Origin of the sequence: Microbacterium hydrocarbonoxydans, from assembly GCF_000956475.1 — a bacterium.
Classification (GTDB): Bacteria; Actinomycetota; Actinomycetes; order Actinomycetales; family Microbacteriaceae; genus Microbacterium; species Microbacterium hydrocarbonoxydans_A.
In genome coordinates, this window is the sequence record NZ_JYJB01000010.1 from 981,712 (window position 1) to 1,000,908 (window position 19,197).

General features: G+C 65.2%; 18 protein-coding genes. 11 read left to right on the forward strand and 7 right to left on the reverse strand.

Annotated elements, in window-relative coordinates; all coding sequences use genetic code 11:
• Positions 1-31: 31 nt before the first annotated feature.
• The 3 genes from RS84_RS17340 to RS84_RS17350 are packed head-to-tail and all read left to right on the forward strand — an operon-like array spanning position 32 to position 3,455.
• Complete coding sequence (locus tag RS84_RS17340; protein WP_045258968.1) at positions 32-1,942, forward strand: glycosyltransferase; 1,911 nt, start codon at positions 32-34, stop codon at positions 1,940-1,942.
• Positions 1,939-2,892, forward strand: coding sequence for a glycosyltransferase family 2 protein (locus tag RS84_RS17345; protein WP_045258969.1), 954 nt, complete (start codon positions 1,939-1,941; stop codon positions 2,890-2,892). The genes RS84_RS17340 and RS84_RS17345 overlap by 4 nt, the downstream gene beginning before the upstream one ends.
• Before the next feature lie 2 nt (positions 2,893-2,894).
• Positions 2,895-3,455 (forward strand): hypothetical protein, encoded by a 561-nt coding sequence (locus RS84_RS17350; protein ID WP_045258970.1) that lies wholly within the window; start codon positions 2,895-2,897, stop codon positions 3,453-3,455.
• Between the two features lie 39 nt (positions 3,456-3,494).
• On the opposite strand, the gene RS84_RS17355 is transcribed toward RS84_RS17350, so the two are convergent.
• The 5 genes from RS84_RS17355 to glf are packed head-to-tail and all read right to left on the reverse strand — an operon-like array spanning position 3,495 to position 7,827.
• Complete coding sequence (locus RS84_RS17355; protein ID WP_045258971.1) at positions 3,495-4,226, reverse strand: ABC transporter ATP-binding protein; 732 nt, start codon at positions 4,224-4,226, stop codon at positions 3,495-3,497.
• Positions 4,223-4,762, reverse strand: a complete 540-nt coding sequence (locus tag RS84_RS18810) for an NUDIX hydrolase (protein WP_052676425.1) — start codon at positions 4,760-4,762, stop codon at positions 4,223-4,225. The genes RS84_RS17355 and RS84_RS18810 overlap by 4 nt, the downstream gene beginning before the upstream one ends.
• Positions 4,759-5,862, reverse strand: a complete 1,104-nt coding sequence (locus tag RS84_RS17365) for a hypothetical protein (protein ID WP_045258972.1) — start codon at positions 5,860-5,862, stop codon at positions 4,759-4,761. Before RS84_RS17365 ends, RS84_RS18810 begins: the two co-directional genes overlap by 4 nt.
• The gene (locus RS84_RS17370; protein WP_045258973.1) at positions 5,862-6,680 is read right to left on the reverse strand and encodes an ABC transporter permease; all 819 of its coding nucleotides are present in this window, start codon (positions 6,678-6,680) and stop codon (positions 5,862-5,864) included. The genes RS84_RS17365 and RS84_RS17370 overlap by 1 nt, the downstream gene beginning before the upstream one ends.
• A 10-nt stretch (positions 6,681-6,690) precedes the next feature.
• A complete protein-coding gene (glf, locus tag RS84_RS17375) occupies positions 6,691-7,827 on the reverse strand; it encodes a UDP-galactopyranose mutase (RefSeq protein ID WP_045258974.1) in 1,137 nt (378 codons plus the stop codon).
• Positions 7,828-8,020: 193 nt separating this feature from the next.
• Between glf and RS84_RS17380 the strand changes: the two genes are divergently transcribed.
• Genes RS84_RS17380 through RS84_RS19760 form a run of 4 tightly spaced genes read left to right on the forward strand, consistent with a single transcriptional unit; the run spans position 8,021 to position 11,569 of the window.
• The gene (locus RS84_RS17380; protein WP_235281520.1) at positions 8,021-9,013 is read left to right on the forward strand and encodes a glycosyltransferase family 2 protein; all 993 of its coding nucleotides are present in this window, start codon (positions 8,021-8,023) and stop codon (positions 9,011-9,013) included.
• Entirely contained in the window at positions 9,010-10,149 is a 1,140-nt protein-coding gene (locus RS84_RS17385) for a DegT/DnrJ/EryC1/StrS family aminotransferase (protein WP_045258975.1), read from the forward strand. The genes RS84_RS17380 and RS84_RS17385 overlap by 4 nt, the downstream gene beginning before the upstream one ends.
• Before the next feature lie 29 nt (positions 10,150-10,178).
• Positions 10,179-11,126, forward strand: a complete 948-nt coding sequence (locus RS84_RS17390) for an NAD-dependent epimerase/dehydratase family protein (protein ID WP_045258976.1) — start codon at positions 10,179-10,181, stop codon at positions 11,124-11,126.
• Between the two features lie 2 nt (positions 11,127-11,128).
• The gene (locus RS84_RS19760; RefSeq protein ID WP_045258977.1) at positions 11,129-11,569 is read left to right on the forward strand and encodes an acyltransferase; all 441 of its coding nucleotides are present in this window, start codon (positions 11,129-11,131) and stop codon (positions 11,567-11,569) included.
• 66 nt (positions 11,570-11,635) lie between these two features.
• On the opposite strand, the gene RS84_RS17400 is transcribed toward RS84_RS19760, so the two are convergent.
• Complete coding sequence (locus RS84_RS17400; protein WP_082062248.1) at positions 11,636-12,592, reverse strand: Gfo/Idh/MocA family protein; 957 nt, start codon at positions 12,590-12,592, stop codon at positions 11,636-11,638.
• On the reverse strand, positions 12,589-13,683 hold the full coding sequence (locus tag RS84_RS17405; protein ID WP_045258979.1) for a DegT/DnrJ/EryC1/StrS family aminotransferase: 1,095 nt from the start codon (positions 13,681-13,683) through the stop codon (positions 12,589-12,591). The genes RS84_RS17400 and RS84_RS17405 overlap by 4 nt, the downstream gene beginning before the upstream one ends.
• 226 nt (positions 13,684-13,909) lie before the next feature.
• On the opposite strand from RS84_RS17405, the gene RS84_RS17410 reads away from it, so the two are divergent.
• From RS84_RS17410 to RS84_RS17425, 4 genes are all read left to right on the forward strand, one after another.
• On the forward strand, positions 13,910-14,638 hold the full coding sequence (locus tag RS84_RS17410; RefSeq protein ID WP_045258980.1) for a DapH/DapD/GlmU-related protein: 729 nt from the start codon (positions 13,910-13,912) through the stop codon (positions 14,636-14,638).
• The gene (locus RS84_RS17415) at positions 14,635-15,705 is read left to right on the forward strand and encodes a lysylphosphatidylglycerol synthase transmembrane domain-containing protein (protein ID WP_045258981.1); all 1,071 of its coding nucleotides are present in this window, start codon (positions 14,635-14,637) and stop codon (positions 15,703-15,705) included. The genes RS84_RS17410 and RS84_RS17415 overlap by 4 nt, the downstream gene beginning before the upstream one ends.
• A 61-nt stretch (positions 15,706-15,766) precedes the next feature.
• Entirely contained in the window at positions 15,767-16,954 is a 1,188-nt protein-coding gene (gene lhgO / locus RS84_RS17420; protein ID WP_045258982.1) for an L-2-hydroxyglutarate oxidase, read from the forward strand.
• Complete coding sequence (locus RS84_RS17425) at positions 16,951-19,194, forward strand: hypothetical protein (RefSeq protein WP_045258983.1); 2,244 nt, start codon at positions 16,951-16,953, stop codon at positions 19,192-19,194. Before lhgO ends, RS84_RS17425 begins: the two co-directional genes overlap by 4 nt.
• Positions 19,195-19,197: the final 3 nt, after the last annotated feature.

Below are 19,197 nucleotides of genomic sequence, written 5' to 3' on the forward strand. Positions count from 1 at the left end.
GCGCGGACCATGAACCTCGGAGAATCACCTCGTGACCTACGTCTTGCAGAACGTCGTCTTCCCTCTCGATCGAGACCCCGATCTCCTGCCGCTTTATGCAGATCCTGAAACCTGGTCGACGATCGAGGAGGAGCCTGTCCGGGTCTCGAGCCGGGCACACCTGGGAAACATCCTCGGACGCACCCGCGCCCGTATCGTCGCCGGACGTCGAGTCTCACTCGGCACGTATTTCAACGCCTTCCCCGCCTCTTACTGGCAGCACTGGACGAGCGTCCGCGAGGTCCGCCTGACAGTGCGCACGTCCGGCCCGGCGACCATCCTCGTCTACCGCTCGAACGGCGGAGGAGTGCAGCAGCGCATCGACACCCGCGAGGTCAGCGGTGACGCGGCGACGTCTTTCGACATCGCTCTGACCCAGTTCAGCGACGGCGGCTGGATCTGGTTCGACGTCGTCGCCGATGAGAAGCACGCCATGCTCGAAGGTGCGGAGTGGACCACAGAGCAGCCCCCCGCGCGGGCAGGCAAGGCATCGCTCGGCATTACGACCTACAACAAGCCCGACTACTGCGTCGAAACGCTCACGGCCCTCGCAGACGCACCGGATGCACTGGAGCTGGTGGACAGGATCTTCCTCGTCGATCAAGGCACGCAGCTGGTCTCTGAGCAGGCCGGGTTCGACGATGTCGCTGCCCGTCTCGGAGAGACTCTCCAGGTGATCACTCAGCCCAATCTGGGAGGCTCAGGCGGATTCGCACGCGCGATGCAGGAGACCCTGGAGCGGCCCTCCAGCGACTTCGTTCAGCTTCTGGATGATGACGTCCGCATCGAGCCGGAGTCGCTGCGGAGGTCGATCGTCTTCGGTCAGTACGCGACGACGCCGCTGCTGGTCGGCGGTCACATGTTCGATCTGCTGGACCGGCCGAAGCTGCACGGGTGGGCGGAGGTCGTCGACAACGCGCCGTTCATGTGGCGCAACCTGTACCAGGAGAAGATGCCCCACGACTTCGGTCTCGCCAACCTTCGCCAGTCCCCTCTCCTGCACATGCGGATGGATGCGGACTACAACGGGTGGTGGATGTGCCTCATCCCCGTCGAGGCGATCCGAAAGGTCGGGCTGTCGCTACCGGCGTTCATCAAGTGGGACGACGCTGAATTCTGCCTTCGCGCGGGTGAGGCCGGGTATCCGACCGTATCGATGCCCGGTGTGGCATTGTGGCATGTCTCCTGGGTGGGCAAAGACGACTCGATCGACTGGCAGGCCTACTTCCATGCACGCAATCGCATCGTCGCCGGCCTTATCCATTCGACGGCGCCGCGTGGTGGCCTGCTGATCCGCCACAGCCGACGAGTCGACCTGAAGCATCTGATGATGATGCAGTACTACCCCGTGGCGTTGCGCGCCCGCGCGCTGCGCGACGTGCTCTCGGGCCCCGAGCACATGCGGCGTGGTCTGGCGACGGCGATGCCTGCGGCACGGAAGCTCGCTGCGCAGTATCCCGAGACCGTGATCCACAAGGACCCGACCCGGGTTCTCCATGCTCGTCGTGGTCGCCTCGTCTATCAGCGTCAGAAGCGAAACGTCTTCGACAGCCCCACCGGGTTCAAGCTGCGGTGGTTCACCCTGTCTACCCTGGTCTCGCACTGGCTGCACAGCCCGGCATCTGAGAACGTGGAGCAGCCTGAAGTCGAGTTCGGCAAGGGCGATGCCAACTGGTGGCGGGTCCCTCTCTACGACAGCGCTCTCGTGAGCGCTGCCGACGGTTCCGGCAAGAACATCTACACGCGGGATCGGAAGAAGTTCCGTTCCCAGCTCCTCGAATCGATCAAGCTCCACGCTGCCCTGCGGCGCCGTTGGCCCCAGCTTCAGGAGCAGTACCGACGGGCACTCCCGGATCTGGTCTCCGCCGAGGCGTGGAAGCGTACGTTCGAGGACGAGGCGTGACCGCGACGTTCGACCCGGCATCCGCGACGATCGTGATCGTCACGTTCAACCGCTCGCACCTTCTCACCGGCCTTCTCGAGAGCATCACCGCGATGGACCCGAAGCCGGGCCACGTCGTGATCATCGACAACGCCTCATCCGATGACACCACCGATGTCGTCGAGTCCTTCCGCCCCCGCCTCGGCACCGAGCTGGTCTACCGCCGTCTCGAGACCAACACCGGTGGCTCCGGCGGCTTCAGCGAGGGTATGCGCACGGCGTACGAGCTCGGCTCGGAGTGGATCTGGATGATGGACGACGACGTCGAGGTCGTCTCCGACGGACTCGCCAAGATGGGCAAGTGGGCGCCGCGCTTCAAGAGCATCCAGGGCCGTCGTTACGACTACGACGGCAGCGAGTTCTACTGGCAGTACCGCATCGCCGAGCGCATGGGCATCCCGATCCCGTTCGCCCCCTCAGGATTCGACGAGTCCGGGTTCAAGGAGATGAACAGCGGATGCTTCGAGGGCATGTTCATCCATCGTTCGATCGTGCAGCAGATCGGCCTGCCCGACCCGCGATTCTTCATCTACTGGGACGACCAGATGTACGGGTGGCTCGCGTCTCGGCTGACCACCGCGGTGATCGTGAACGAGTTCGTGCTGCGCCGCACGCGTGAGATCAAGCAGTGGGACATGGGCATCCGCCACATGAACGCGTCGAGCAACGCCTATCGCTTCTACATCATGCGCAACCGGGCGTACATCAAGAACTACTACCGGGTGCACGGCGTCTACAACCCGCTGCTCTTCGGCCTGGGCACAGCCATGACCTTCGCGAAGGAGATCATCCGGCTGTTCTTCGTCGAGCGCACGGTTCGCGGCACAAGCAACCTCTTCCGCGGCCTTCGAGAAGGTGGCAAGCTCGGACGAGACCGCTCCTGGCAGCCCATGCCCCCGCTGGAAGGCTGAGCGTGAGCGACGAGCAGCCCGAGCTCCGCTGGGCGCCGATTCCGCCCGGCCCGCGTCGCGGTGCGCGAGTGTGGCTTGTGGTCGGCTTGGCCCTCGGGGTCGCGATAGTCGTCGCAGTGCTGCTCGCATTCTTGCTTCCCCGAGGCGGACCGGCCGCTCCCGAGTCCACAGCAACGCCCGCACCGGTCTCGTCGACCGCACCTGCGACGCCATCCGCCGCGCCCTCGTCGCAGCCGACGCCCTCACCCTCTCCATCCGAGCTGACTCCGGCCAAGCAGGCCGTCGATGATCGGCTACTCAGCGCGCTCAGCGATCTCGAGTCGATAGAAACCACTTCCCCCGATCTCGCCCTGAGCATCGTGGCCGAGCTCCAGGACCAGGCTCAGCGGATCTCCGATTCGCTTCCGGGCGCCGGTGTGACAGATGCGCATGCCGAGGTCGAGGCGTACTCGTCGAGTCTCGATGATCTCGTCGAAAGCCTCCAGAGCGGCACTGACGTGTCTGCGCGGGCCGAGACGGCACGGAATGCCATCGCCGATCTTCGTGATGCTCTGAGACGATAATCACGCGCGCCGGCGGCGAACCCTGTATTCAGGACGCCCTCACGAGGCATCGCCGTTATAGCGATCGAGCACTTCGGCGATCGACGCATCAAGGACGAGGCTGCCTTTGTCGAGGTAGAGACCTCGCGTGCAGAAACGGCGCAGGTCGCGCTCGTTATGGCTTACGAAGAACAGAGTCCGTCCTTCCGACAGCAACTCGTCGATGCGCTTGTAGCACTTCTCCCGGAACGCCTTGTCTCCTACCGCCAGCACCTCGTCGACGAGGAGGATCGGCTCGTCCAGCTGCGACACGACCGAGAACGCCAGCCTGACCTTCATGCCGTTGGAGAGATGCTTGTAAGGCGTGTCCTCGAAGTCTGCGAGCTCGGCGAAGGAGATGATGTCGTCATAGCGACGGCTGATCTCCGCTCGGGACATGCCGTGCAGGCCGGCAGTCAAGCGCACGTTCTCTCGCACGCTCAGGTCGCCGACGAAACCCCCGGTGATCTCGATCAGCGGGGCCACTCCGCCGTTGACGGTGACCGTGCCCTCGTCCGCCAGCAGAACGCCCGCGACCAGGCGGAGCAGCGTCGACTTGCCCTGCCCATTGCGCCCGACCACACCGATCGACTCCCCTTGCTGTACGGAGAACGAGACGCCGCGCAACGCCCAGAACTCACCGGGACGCGATCGACGTTCCGAGCCTGCGAACAGATCCTTGAAGCTCCGGCGGCCACGGCGATTGCGGCGGAACCTCACACCGAGATCTTGGACTTCGATTGCTGTATTCATCCTCGCGGCTCCTTCATGCCATGGAAGCTGAGGGCGGTGAGCGAGTGGGCATCTCGCAGGACGCCGTCGACGACCAGCTGGCGCAACTCATCAGGTGTGGCCCAGCGCTCGCCGAGGATCTCGCCGTCAACCCGGCCGCGGGGCGCGGACCGGTCTACCGTGCACTCGACGACGGAGACGGGCTGGGGAAAGACCGATGAGTCGATCAGATAGCTCCCGAGCACGACAGCACCCTCGCCACGCAGGCCTGTCTCCTCCGCTAGTTCCCGTAGTGCGGTCTGCACGGGCGACTCCCCCGGCTCGCCAGCCCCTCGGAGCAGCTCCCACATCACCTCTCCGGCGGCCGGTCGATGACTCCGCACCAGCAGAAGGTCGGCGCCGTCGAACGCCAACACGACCGCGCCCGGCCAGCCGTCGGAGAGCACCAGTCGGTGATGTCGATAGACGCGCCCATCGGGTGTGGCCAGCTGGGCCCCCTCGAGACGCAATCGCTGCCCCTCGGGAGACTCGTAGAGGGTCTGGAACGCTTCGCTCATGTGCCGATTCCCCGATGAAGCACGAGTCGCGTTCGCGGGTCGCGTTCTTTGAGACGCCAGAGCGCGGCGAGGGAGTCGTACGGCACCGTCGTCGCGATGGCTCCGACGAAAGCCAGCCACGTCAAGGGACTGTCGATCGAATCGATCCGCAGGCCAGGAGCCGCGAGCGCGAGCGCGACGACAGCGATGGCGAGCTTGCCGTAGGAAGACCAGAGGACAGCCGGACGGGTGCTCCCCGTCGCAACCTGACTGGCTGTGAAGGCCAGGTTCCGCATCCGCCGCCAGTCCGGTCTTCGTCGCAGTGCATCTCGTTGAGCATGGGACGCGTCCCACGCGACCGCGATCGTCGCCGGAGTGGAGTTCCGAGCCCACTCGAGCAGGCCGCTCGAGAGCGGAAGCTCGACGTCCTCACTGCCGATGGCCAGATTCACACGGCTGTCGGCTTCGAAGCCGATCCAGTCAGCACCCGCGTTCTCGGCGATCATCCGCAGATATGCGTCATTCCACCAGCGCCGTACCTCTTCCACGGCGCTTGTGGAGAGAGGAAGGGAATCGAGGATGCGCCAGGCCTCACTCCGATGACGGACGCCGCCCAGGCCGCAGTCTTTGATCGTCTCCAGGTCCTGTACGGACCTGACAGGCGCGGGCCCGATGCGAAGGGGCGCCGATTCCGCACCCTGCTGCTCATATCGGATGATGCCGGATTCCACGAAGCGCAGCCATTCATCCCAAGAACGACGCACGTGGCGCGGAACGTCGTCTCCTCCGCCCGCGCCAGGGAACGACCACACGAACTCCTCGTTCTCCACACGCTTCTCGAGCCCCTCACGCAGACTCGGGTACGGTCCCGTGATCGTCAGAGGGTATCGAGCCTGACCTGTGCCGAGTTCGCTCAGCACACCCTCTGGACCGAGGGCGATGAAGTATGCGCCGTCGAGAAGCATCGCGTCGGTGACGAGCACCGTGCTGGAGACGAGCATTCCCACCCGGAGCATCCCCGTGAGTTCGACGATCGCCTGCCGAGTGCCGCTCTCCGCGAACCTCCTCGCCTGAGCAGGAGAGTCGAGTTCTGCGATCAGCACGCGATTCGCGACCCGCATCAGAGCTCCTTGAGCACGGGACGCTCGAGGCGGCGGAACACCCAGGCGCCCAGCGCGAGGACGAACAAACTCATCAGGACGCTGGTCGTGAGCGCGAAAGGATTCCATTGCTCGGGGAAGAACGGCATGCGGTAGAGCATGAAGATGCCCGCGAGCGGGTTGAACGCCCCGAGCGTCTGCGCGATACCGGGGAGGTCGGTGACGTTGTAGATGATCGGCGTCGCGTAGAACATCGCACGCAGGATCAGTGCCGTGGTGCGCTCCAGGTCGACGTACATGACGCACAGCGGTGCGATGAGCAGACCGAGGCCGACGAGCAGGACGGTCTGAAGGAGGATCGCCACCGGCATCCACAGCAGGCCCCAGCCGACGTGGACGACCTGGTCGGGGTTCTTCTCGATCACGAGGTTCACGGCGACGAAGATGACGAGAACGGGCAGCGAGAAGAGATACTCCACACCCTTGCTCAGCACGATGCGGTTCACCCAGATCGACCGCGGAATCGAGGTCGATCTGACCAGACGCGCGTCCTTCTTGAATGCCCTCGTGAAATCTCCCACCGCCGCGTTGAACCACACCCAGGGCAGGAGCGCGCTGATGAGGAACACAATGTACGGCTCCTCGCCGACGTCGCGGTGGAACACCTGAGTGAACACGAACCAGTAGATCGCGCTCATCACCAGCGGGTCGAGCACCGACCACAGGTAGCCGAGCACGCTCGTCGAGTAGCGGACCTTCAGGTCCCGGGCAGAAAGAAGCCACAGAGAATGCAGGTATCTCCGGGGCGTCCCCGGGGCCCCGACAGCAGTGTGACTCACAGAGTCGAGTCTACGAGAGGGTGTTGTTCCACATCGACAGCGCCGAGCCGATCGCCATGTGCATGTCGAGATACTGGTAGGTGCCGAGCCGGCCGCCGAAGTGCACGTCCCGCTCGCCCTTGGCGAGCTCGCGATACGCGAGCAGACCGGCACGGTCGTCCGGCGTGTTCACCGGGTAGTACGGCTCGTCCTCACGGTTCGCGAATCGCGAGAACTCGCGCATGATGACGGTCTTCTCGGATTCGTACAAGTCGCGGCGCTCCGGGTGGAAGTGCTTGAACTCGTGGATACGGGTGTAGGGCACATCCATGTCCGGATAGTTCATGACGCTTGTTCCCTGGAAGTCCTTCACGCTGAGGACCTCCTGCTCGAAGTCCAGCGTGCGCCAGCTGAGGGCGCCCTCGGAATAGTCGAAGTAGCGGTCGACGGGGCCCGTGTAGACGACGGGCAGCTGACCGACTGTCGCCTTCTTGCTGAGCGGCTGCGACTCGTCGAAGTAGTCGACGTCGAGCTTCACCTCGATGTTCGGGTGGTCGGCCATGCGCTCGAGCCACGCCGTGTAGCCGTCTGTGGGCAGGCCTTCCCAGGTGTCGTTGAAGTACCGGTTGTCGTAGGTGTAGCGCACGGGGAGGCGGCTGATGATGTCGCCGGAGAGCTTGTGCGGGTCGGTCTGCCACTGCTTCGCCGTGTAGTCGCGGAAGAACGCCTCGAACAGAGGGCGCCCCACCAGCGCGATGCCCTTCTCCTCGAAGTTGGATGCAGAGGATACGTCGAACTCGCCGGCCTGCTCGCGAACGAGTGCGCGGGCTTGGTCAGGCGTGTACGCCGACTGGAAGAACTGGTTGATCGTGCCGAGGTTGACCGGCATCGGGTACACCGTGCCCTTGTGTGTGGTGTACACCCTGTGGACGTAGTTCGTGAAGGTCGTGAACCGGTTGACGTACTCCCACACCGTCGCGTTGGACGTGTGGAACAGGTGGGCACCGTAGCGGTGCACCTCGATGCCCGTCTCCGGCTCCGCCTCGCTGTAGGCGTTGCCGCCGATGTGGTGCCGGCGATCGATGACCGTGACCTTGCGGCCGGCCTGAGCGGCGCGTTCCGCGATGGTGAGCCCGTAGAAACCCGAACCGACGACGAGGAGATCCATGTACCAGCGCTTTCTCGTGGGAACGCCCCACGGACGATACGACGCGCTATGGCGTCAGAGCGGCGCCAAGTCTACCGGACGGACATGAGGCGTCCGCCGGGCGCCTCCCAGCTGCTCTACGACGCAACTGATAAACTGGCCGCACTGTGTCTCCCCCGGTTCGATGGCGGAGGCAGCCCCACGAAAGGCTCAAATGACTCACGCGTCTCCTCTGCTGAGTCTCGTCATTCCTGCGTACAACGAAGTCGATTCGGCTGTGGAGATCGCGGAGTTCTACCGAGACATCCTCGCCGCTCACCCCGATGTCGACTTCGAGCTGATCGTCGTAGATGACGGATCGACCGATGGGACCCGCGAAGCGCTCCTGCAGACCCTCCAAGGTGTAGGAGCCGCCCGCATCGTGAGCCTGTCACGCAACTTCGGCTCGCATGCCGGACTGAGCGCCGGCTTTGCACATGCGAAGGGGGACGCGGCTCTCACGCTGAGCGCGGACCGCCAGGAGCCTCTCGAGGCGATCGGCGACTTCATCGCCGAATGGCGGGACGGGGCCGATATCGTCTGGGGGCTGCGGGCGGTGCGCGCAGTGAAGAAAGGCGTCGGCGAGTCCTTCGCCAAGGGCTTCTCCCGGATATACGGCGCCAACTCCGACGTGCCGAACTACCCGCAGGAAGGGCCGTCGCAGATCCTCGTCTCGCGTCCGGTCCTCGACGCGCTCAACGCGATGCCGGAACTCAACCGCAATGTGCTCGCAATGGCTGCCTGGGTGGGATTCGACCAGCGGAAGATCTTCTTCGAGCAGCTCCCGCGACCTCACGGCGTCAGCAAGTGGACGACCAAGCGAAAGATGAAGCTCGTCGTCGACTCGTTCGTCGAGTTCTCGCACGCTCCCGTCGAATGGGTCGCCTGGGGAGGGCTGATCCTCGGTGCGATCGGTGCGCTCAGTCTGATCCTCGCCCTCGTTCTGGCGTTCTTCCAGCCTCTCGGCGCAGCTGTCGCGCTTCTCAGCGGTCTGGTCCTGGCCGTCGGCGGCATGATTCTGGTCGGCATCGGAGTGCTCGGAGAGTATGTCTGGCGCGCCGGCGACGACGCCCGCCGCCGGCCGGTCTTCATCGTCCGATCGGTCAGTGACGTGCCTCCTCCCGTCCCCTCTTCGTCATCGCCATCGTCTCAGTCAGGAGAAGCATGAATCACTCCGTCGCCCTCGGCGCACCCACAGTCGGCCAGGAAGAGCTCGACGCCGTCAGAGAGGTCTTCGATTCCGGCTGGCTCTCCGGAGCCGGCCCCTCGTGCCTCGCGTTCGAGAAGGAGTTCGCTGCCGTGGCCGGCGTTGACAACGTGCTGTCGACGAGCAACTGCGGCTCCGCGCTCCATCTCGCCCAGCTCGCTCTGGGCGTTCGGCCCGGCGACGAGGTCATCGTCGGCGACTACACCTTCCCTGCGACCGGGCACTCGGTGATGTGGGCCGGTGCCAAGCCTGTGTTCGTCGACGTGCGACCCGACATCTGGTCCATCGACCCGGAACAGATCGAGGCGGCGATCACCCCTCGCACCGTCGGCATCATCGCCGTCGACCCCTTCGGTCAGCCGGCCGACTACGACGAGATCAACGCCATCGCACGCAAGCACGGCCTCTGGGTCATCGAGGACGCGGCCTGCGCGACGGGCGCGACCTACAAGGGACGCAACGTCGGCTCGCTTGCGGACATGACGGCGTACAGCTTCCATGGGCGAAAGGGCATCACCTCTGGGGAGGGCGGAGCACTCGCCAGCGCCCGGGCGGAACTGATCGATCATGCGCGCAAGCTCCACACGTACGGCATCGCGCCTGCGATCACGCGTGAGGGCGCGGCCGATCTGCCCATCCCGTCGTTCGACGAGCTCGGATACAACTACCGCATGTCCGACGTCCAGGCGGCGATCATGCGCGTCCAGGTTCGCCGTCTCCCCGATCTCCTCCTGGCTCGCCAGCGCGCCGCGGACGGCTATCTCGCTCAGCTCGGCGATCTCGAGCAGATCACGTTGCCGACGGCGCTCGACGACCGCACGCACCCCTGGCAGTCCTACGTCATCACTGTGGCTCCCGAACTCGACCGTGGGGCGGTCGCGATGGCTCTGCGCGCCGCCGGCGTCGGATGTAACTTCGGCACGTACGCGAGCCACCTCCAGCCGCTCTACGGAGATCAGGCTGCGCTGCCTGTGTCTGCAGAAATCTTCTCGCGCCACATCGCCATCCCGATGCACGCGAACCTGACCGAAGCCGACGTCGCCTACGTCTCCGAGACTCTGCGCAGCATCGTCTCCGACTCCGCCGTCCGCCGCTGACCGACCACCGAAACAACAAGGAAGATCCAATGAGCGATTCACGTACCGTCTTCGTCGCCGGCGGCGCAGGCTTCATCGGCCTGCACGTCGTCAACCAGCTGCTCGAGCGCGACTGGAAGGTCCGCATCTTCGACAACATGTGGCGCGGCGACCGCGACAAGGCGAACGAACTCGCCAAGACCGGCAACGTCGAGGTCATCGACCAGGACATCCGCTCCGGTGCGGCGGTCGCCGCCGCGATGAAGGGCGCGTCCCACGTCATCCACCTGGCAGCGGACTCGATCAACAAGAGCGTCGCCGATCCGTACAGCTCGATCGACGTCAACGTCGTGGGCTCCCACAACGTCTTCGCAACCGCTGCGGACCAGGGCATCCAGCGCGTCGTCTACGCGTCCAGCGCGTCTGTCTACGGCGACCCTGAGAAGCTCCCCATGCACGAGGACGACAAGCTCAACCCCCTGACCCCCTACTGCATCACCAAGCGCACAGGCGAGGATCTGCTTCGCTATTACGAGCGCAGGGCCGGCCTGTCCTGGATCGCGCTGCGCTTCTTCAACGTCTACGGCCCTGGCCAGAAGACGACGGCCTACTACACGAGCGTCATCAACCACTTCGTCAACCGCCTGCGCAACGGCGAGGCTCCGGTCATCGACGGCGCCGGCGAGCAGTCGATGGACTTCATCCACGTCAAGGACATCGCCCGTGCCGTCGTCCTCGCCACGGAATCCGAGAAGGCGAACGCCGCGATCAACGTCGGTACCGGAATCGACACGAGCGTCGCTCAGCTCGCGCGCATCCTGATCGACGCGATCGGCGCCGATGTCGAGCCTCAGTTCAACCCGCGCGAGGTGCTCGTGAGCCGCCGCGCCGCAGACACCACCCGAGCCAAGGAGATGCTGGGCTTCGAGTACTCGATCCCCGTGGGCGAGGGCATGACCGACCTCATCCGCTTCGAGGCCGCACAGGACAAGAAGTAGTCATGACCTCCGGACTCCCCGAGAACCCATACAATCCGCATGCGTGGGTGATCGGGGACCCGGTCATCGGCGAGGGCACCTGGATAGGCGCTTTCACGATCATCGACGGCTCCGGCGGCCTGGTCATCGGTCAGGGCTGCGACGTCTCGTCCGGCGTGCACATCTACACGCACTCCTCTGCTCGCCGATGCGTCTCGGGGAGAGCGTTCAACGAGGTGGAGCGAGAGCCCGTGCGCATCGGGGATCGCGTCTTCATCGGCGCGAACGCCGTGATAAACATGGGCGTGACGATCGGCGATGAGGCGGTGGTCGGAGCGGGAGCCGTCGTGACCCGCGATGTTCCCGCGCGCACTGTCGTGGCCGGAGTGCCGGCTCGTCCCGTCGCGACGGTCGAGCTGAGCGACGAAGCCTCGCGGCGTCCTGAGTTCCCTGCCATCCGGTGACTCCGTCTGCATGAAGGAGGCCCCCGCTCATTCGAGCGGGGGCCTCCTTCATGCTATCCGCGCCCTTCAGGACGCGCGTGCCTGCAGTGCACTCTCCACGATCCGATGTGCCGGGAGGATAGAGCGGCGCTCGTCATCCGCATCGACAGTACCGTCGACGAGCCCGAGGAACCGCTCGAACTGCGTGGCGAGGGGCTCTCTCCCCGTGATCTCCGGAACCTCCATCTCGGTCATCTGACGGAAGCCCGCGCCGCCCGGCTTGTCCTCGGACACCGTCGTGTGCCGGTACAGAGTGACGCCGCGACGCAAGAGGTCGATCTCGACCATGTGATCCAGCGACTGGACCATGAGCGTGCGGACCTTCCGCTGCCCCAGACGCGAGGCTGAAGCCGATGCGAGACCTCCTCCCTCGAATCCGAGCGATGCCTCGACGATGTCCTCGGCTCCGGGCAGCGAGGCAGGATGGAAGCTCCCGACCTCGACGCCGACGCGCTCGGGCACCTTCGCACCGAAGAGCTGGCTGATCAGGTCGACGTCATGCACCAGCAGGTCCCATGCGACGCCGGTCTTGATGCGGGGCACGTAAGGGGAGTGACGTTCGGCGCGCACGTACAGCGGCTCGTCGATCATCGCTCGCGCGGCGATCACCGCAGGGTTGTACCGCTCCAGGAAACCGCACATGATCGGCGTTCCCGCCGCTTCGGAGGCTGCGAGAATCTCCTCAGTCTGCTCGAGCGATGGACAGATCGGCTTCTCGACGAGGAGTGGCTTGCCTGCGGCGATGATGTCTCGGGCGATCCCGTAATGATGCTCGGTCGACGCAGCGACGACGACGGCATCAATGTCGTCCAGTTCGATCTCCGGAGCCCACCGAGCGTCGTACTGATCGGCAACCGGCCTACCGGAGGACTCGAAAGGATCGATGATCAGAGCGAGGTCCGCTCCCGCGCTCTCCGCGATGATCCTCGCATGATTGCGGCCCATCGAGCCTGCGCCGACGAGGGCGACGCGAGCACGGCTCATCGGGCGAGCACCTGTCGGACAGCCGCGGCGATGGTGTCGATATCTCCGTCGGCGAGATGCTGATGTACCGGGAGGGAGACGCAGCGGGCAGCCACGTCATCGGCGACGGGCGTCTCGGAGCGGATGACATCGGCCCGGTCACGATACGTGTCGTAGTCGTAGACCGGCTTCGGGTAGTAGATGCCGCTCCCGATACCGAGCTCCGCGAGTGAAGCCACGAACGCCTCCCGATCCACGCCCTGCGGCAGAAGGACCGTGTACTGGTGCCAGACATGCTCGCGTCCGTCGAGCTGCGCGGGCAGCACGAGCCCCTCGATGTCGGACAGCTTCTCGCTGAGAGCGGCCGCGTTCGCGCGCCGAGTCTCCAGCAGAGCGGCATAGTCGTCGAGCTGCGGGATCACCACGGCCGCCTGGAGGTCTGTGAGTCGGTAGTTGTGACCCGCCATCACGTACTCGTAGCGCGCGCGCATGCCCTGGTTGCGCATGATGCGCAGCGTCGCCGCGATCTCATCGTCGTCGGTCGTGATGATTCCGCCCTCGCCGGTCGTGAGGTTCTTCGTCGCGTAGAACGAGAAGCATCCGATGCCGAAGGTCCCGACTCCCTTGCCCTCGAAGCGCGCGCCATGCGCCTGCGCGCCGTCCTCGATGATCGCCAGCGAATGCTCGGCAGCGATGGCCGAGATCGCCTTCATGTCGGCCGATTGACCGTACAGGTGCACGGGGATGATGGCCTTGGTGCGATCGGTGATCTGCGCGCGCACGGATTCGGGGTCGAGCGCGAAGTCCTCGACCCGGATGTCACCGAAGCGAACGGTCGCACCGGCCTCGAGGATCGCGTTCAGCGTCGCGATGAAGGTGAACGGACTCGTGATCACCTCATCGCCCGGTTCGAGGCCCAGGGACTGGATCGCCGCGACCAGGGCGGTCGTGCCGTTGTTGACGGCGACCGCATGGCGTGCGCCGACCAGTTCGGCGAATCGGTTCTCGAACTCCGCGACGACAGGGCCCTGGGCGATGTTGCCCGAGCGGATGACTTCGAGCACCTTCGCCTCGACGGCGGGGCCGAGGCGGACAGTGGAAATGGGGATCACAGGTGCATCCTTCTTCGCTGATCTCACACGGGCACAGACGAGGGAAGTCTACTATGCACCGACCCCACGCCGAGGCGGCTCCCAGCGTGGCGGGGAAGCCTGAGTTACTATGGCTAGCGGCTGATCGTCCCCCGGCGCGGACGAACGCGCTCCTCCCTCGAGCGAGTCGCACTGGATTCGGCCTTGACGACACGGCGAGACGCCGGGCGCGACCGGAAGAGACTTGATGAGCACTGATCCCCGTATTCACCCGCGCGCATTCATCGGCGAGGGTGTGACGCTCGGCCGTGATGTCACCATCGGCCCCAACGCTGTGCTCCTCGGCCCGCTGACCGTGGGCGACCGCGTGTGGATCGGCCCAGGAGCCGTTCTGGGGACGCCACCGGAGATCTCCTCGCTCGAGCAGAACGCCGCGTGGGAGGGTCACCTGGCACATCATGGGGTGGTGATCGGCGACGACGTCGTGATCCGAGAACTCACCACGATCAGCCAGGGAAGTCACCGCCCGACTCGGGTGGGCTCTGGGTCGTGGCTGCTCAACACCTCATATGTCGCCCACGACGTCGAGATCGGTCGTTCGGTGACGCTGTCATCAGGCGCCCGGGTGGGAGGACACGCCACGATCGGCGACCACGTCACCCTCGGACTCAACGCCACCGTGCACCAGCGCCGCGCCGTCGGAGCCGGGGCCATGGTCGGCATGGGCGCCGGCGTCACTCGTGACGTGATCCCGTTCTCCAAGGTCTATGGCTCCCCTCCTCGCCGACACGGCTTGAACAGCTACGCCCTGCGCAAGCTGGGCGTGTCGGACGCGGAGATCGACGACCTCACCGCCCGATTCGATTCCTCTGTGGTGGACTTCCATTCGTATGCGGAGCACCCGCTGCTCGGCGCGCACGTGAGCGATTGGTTGACCGCTGCCTCCCAGCAGGACGCAACATTGAAGGCCTCATGAACAGCTCCGCACCCGAATCTTCCGACGGCCTCACCGGCGACTCCCCGGAGCCCTCCGACGCGAACGGCTCGGAGACCTCGGTCGCGTCGGCGACGTCCCGGAGCACGAGGACGATCCTGATCAACGTCGTGCGCACAGTCCTCGTCGTCGTGGTCGTGGTCGCCGCGGTCTGGCAGCTCTGGAACAACTGGGCCGACGTTGCCCACACAATCTCCGGTCTGCAATGGCACCGCACCTTGCTCTCCCTCGTGGCCGTCGTCGTGGGCATAGCCTGCTCCACGATGAGCTGGCAGCTTCTTCTCGATGATCTTGGCAAGCCCATCGGCGTCGGCCGCGGTGCGCAGATCTTCCTCGTGGGACAGCTGGGCAAGTACCTCCCTGGCTCGATCTGGGCCTATGTCCTCCAGATCGAGCTCGGCCGCAAGGCGGGTCTCGCACGAGCACGGGTCTTCGCAGCCACGTTGTTCTCCGTGATCATCGCAGTGGTCGCCGCCCTGATCGCAGGAGCCCTGGCGATCCCTGTGTTGGTCGAGCAGGATTCGCGACTCGGGTGGCTGCCCTGGCTGTATCTCACGCTTCCCGTCGCGCTCGTCTTCTTGATCCCCGCGGTGCTGACGCGCATCGTGCGATTCGGGTTCCAGATCCTGCGCCGCCCGCGCCCGGATCACCCGGTCACACTCAGCGTCGTGCTCAGATCCCTCGGATTCGCGCTCGGATCCTACGTCGCGTTCGGCATCCACCTCTGGCTGCTGGCCGACACGAGGGAAGGTCTCACGATCAGTCCTCTCGCCCTGTGCATAGGCACGATGGGAATCGCCATGCTGGCGGGGCTGGTCTTCTTCCTGCTCCCGTCAGGCGTGGGAGCACGGGAGTTCGTGATCATCGCCGCACTGACACCCTTCGTCGGTCCCGGCGCCGCCACAGCGTACGCCGCGGTCTCGCGCGTGATGTTCATCGTCGCCGATCTCGCGACCGCCGGATCCGCCGCTGGCTTGGCCGTCCTTTCGAGACGCCGCAGAGGCGAGTATCAGGGTGACGCCGGAATCGCCCCCGAACACCTGTTGTAATCCGCAGCAGAAACTGTTTCGCGGATCGGATCCGCACCAATGAGCAAGAGGAGCAATTTCCGTGACGAGTTTCGTGGTCGTGGGCAGCGGCATCGTCGGTTTGGCCACTGCGCGGGAGCTCGCTCTCCGCGGCGATGAAGTCATCGTCCTCGAGAAGGAATCCGATCTCGCCGAGCATCAGACCGGGCGCAATTCAGGAGTCATCCATTCCGGGCTGTACTACGTGCCTGGCTCCTATAAAGCGCGTCTATGCGCGGCCGGCGCGCAGTCGATGAAGCGATACGCCGCAGAGCACGGCGTGCGCCAGATCGACACGGGCAAGCTGGTCGTCGCGACGTCGGAGGACGAGCTACCCCGGCTGGACGCGCTCGCCAGGAGAGCCGTGGAGAACGGTGTACCCGCCCGCATCGTCAGTCCCGATGAAGCCAGGGAATACGAACCCCACGTCGCCGTGGTTTCTGCGCTTCGTGTCGAGAGCACCGGGATCGTCGACTACGTCGGCGTGTGTCGCGCGATGGCGGAGGAGATCATCACGGCTGGAGGCGAGATACGCTTCGGCACCACATTCGAGTCCGCTCGCAATGAGGCCGGAAAGGTCGTCGTGGAGACCTCCCACGGTCGCATTGTCGTCGATGGTCTCGTCAACTGCGCCGGCCTTCAGAGCGATCGCGTCGCACAGGCCAGCGGCGTGCGTCCCGATGTGCGTATCATTCCGTTCCGCGGCGAGTATTTCACTTTGAAGGATGACCGCAGCGACTTGGTCAAAGGCCTCATCTACCCGGTACCGGACCCTCGCTTCCCGTTCCTCGGAGTGCATCTGACGAAGATGGTGGACGGCTCCGTGCATGCCGGCCCCAACGCGGTGTTCGCACTCGCTCGCGAAGGTTACCGCTGGCGCGACATCTCGCTTCCCGACCTGTGGTCGGCCGGCACATGGCCTGGCCTGTGGAGACTCGGCGCGAAGTTCGCGGGTACTGCGCTCGGGGAGGTGCGCCGCTCCGCATCGAAAAAACAGTTCGCGGCCACGCTGGCGCGACTGGTTCCCGATGTCAGCGCAGACGATCTCGTCCCGGCCAAGGCGGGCGTCCGCGCCCAGGCCATGCACCGCGACGGTCGGCTGGTCGACGACTTCCACCTTCTCGACGCGCCGCGTCAGATCCACGTGCTCAACGCGCCGTCGCCTGCTGCCACGGCCTCTCTCGAGATCGCGAAGACCATCGTCGAACGACTCGACGGAGTGATGGCATGACTTCGACCTCATCTCCAGAGAAGGCCGACCGACGGACCGAGACCGCCCCGCTGCGCCGCCCTCGCTTCGTCAACTGGGTCCCCGTCACCACTATGCTGGCGGCGACGCTCCTCGGCACGCTGCTTCCCGTGCTGCGCACCCGGGTTTTCTACTACTGGGACGACACGGCGGGCGTCGCCGTCGGCGTATGGCAGCGCATCGCCGAGAGCGTGCTCAGCGGGCAGTCGCCGTTCCTGCAGCTCGATATGTGGCGCGGCGGGAACTTCATCGCCGAAGCGGCTACAGGCATGTGGAACCCCGTCATGCTCGGTCTCATGCTCGGGACTTACCCCATCGACGACGTCGCCGTGGCGATCACTGCGGCGAAGATCGTCCTCTTCCTCATCACCGCAGGCGGGGTCTACCTTCTGGCTCGGGGGTATGGGGCCAACGCGTGGATGTCGGCCGTCGCGGGCGTCGTCCTGCCGTTGTCCGGCTGGTCGATCTTCATGGATGGCGCAGCCTGGATCAACGGGACGGCCATCATGGCCTTCACTCCGTGGGCATGGTGGGCTCTCCGCCGCGCATATCTGCGCGGCTTCCGAGCGCGTGACATTGCCCTCGCTGTCGTGCTGGGCTACCTCGTCCCCTCCACCGGCAACCCCTACGGCGTGCTCACACTCGCCGTGGTCTTCCTCGCCGTCGCCGTCGAGGCGCTCGTCTCTCGCAGGGCTGGCGCGCTCAGATGGCTGATCCCGATGGGGTTGAGCATCGTCCTCCTGATCGTCGTGGTGTATCTGCCGTTCGTTCTCACATCGCAGTACGGGGTCCGCGCGTCTTCCGGCATCGGCAACGACGAGTTCCTCGCCGTGAATCTGAACGACCTGCTCGGTATGAGCACGCCGACGCTTCGCCCCTACATCAAGATGTTCGGCGGGCTGCCGATGCAGTTCCCCGGTACCTATCTCGCGTGGTTCGTCGTACCGCTGCTTCCCTGGCTCCGGTGGGGAGCACTCGGCGACGGCTGGAAGCAGTTCAGCAGTGCACTGACGTTCGGCGTGTTCTTCCTCGCCTTCGTGCTCGGCCCGTCGCAGCTCGGCATGTTCCGCTGGCCTGCTCGCCTCGTTCCGTTCCTCTACCTCGCCGTCCTCATGGTCTTCGCGGTGCTCGCCTCGAAGGGGATCGAGCGTTCGCGGCCGGTTCTACGATCGATCGTGTCCGGCGCTCTGATCCTCTTCGGGACATGGATCGCTTACTCGGACGTCCCCGGGGCCTGGAAATGGCACGGGCTCGTCACGCTCCTCATGGGATTCGGCACCTTCGCGATCGTCCGTTGGACGGGGTTGCGTCGGAGCGGCGCTCTCGTGATGATCGCGGGCATGCTGGTCTTCCTCGCGCCGCAGCTCATGCTCACCGCCAGTAATCAGAACGTGGCGGACTACCGCATGCCATCGTCCAAGAGCGAGATGCGCAAGACCTTCGCGGATCGCACGGACGGGCTCGTCGTGCAGATCTTCGACATCAATGTCCTCGTGGGCGACCACCCCGAATCCGATCGCTGGGATGACCTCCTCGCAGGCAACATGCCCAGCGTCGCGGGCTTCTCCTCTACGACCGGATACACGGGTATCGGATTCAACGCCTTCGACAACGCCCTGTGCATGAGCTACAACGGCGGAACCTGCGCCGATGCCTGGGATGCACTCTGGGAGAAGCCGAAGGGCGCGGATGCCGTCCTCGCCGATCTCATCGGAGCGAAGTACGTGGTGGTGGCGAAGGGCTACACCGATGATCGCCGCGCCCCCGAAGGCTGGACAAGGACGGAGAGCACGGACGTCGTCAACGTCTACGAGCGGGATGAACCAGTCCCCTACGCCGGGACCGTGAGCTCGATCGGCGGCGACGTCGAGATCACGGCGGACGAACGTCATGGCGCGACCGCTGAGACCCTCACCGTCAGCACGACAGGAGACGACTCCTCCGTGACGTTCGCCCGTATCGCATGGCCCGGTTACCAGGTCGCCGTCGACGGCAAGCCGGTGCCGGTCGAGATCGGTCCTGCCGGACTCCTCACGGTCACCCTTCCAGAGGATCTCGCCGATGCCGAAGTGACCGTCTCCTTCACTCCCCCGGGTCTGTGGATCGGCCTCGCGACCGCGGCAGCGGGATTGGTCGGCGCTGCGGCTCTCATGGTTATTGCTGTCAAGTCCCCTAGAATGTCGAGGAAGGCAGAGCGCCGTCCCCAAGGCGCCCTGGGTTAGGAG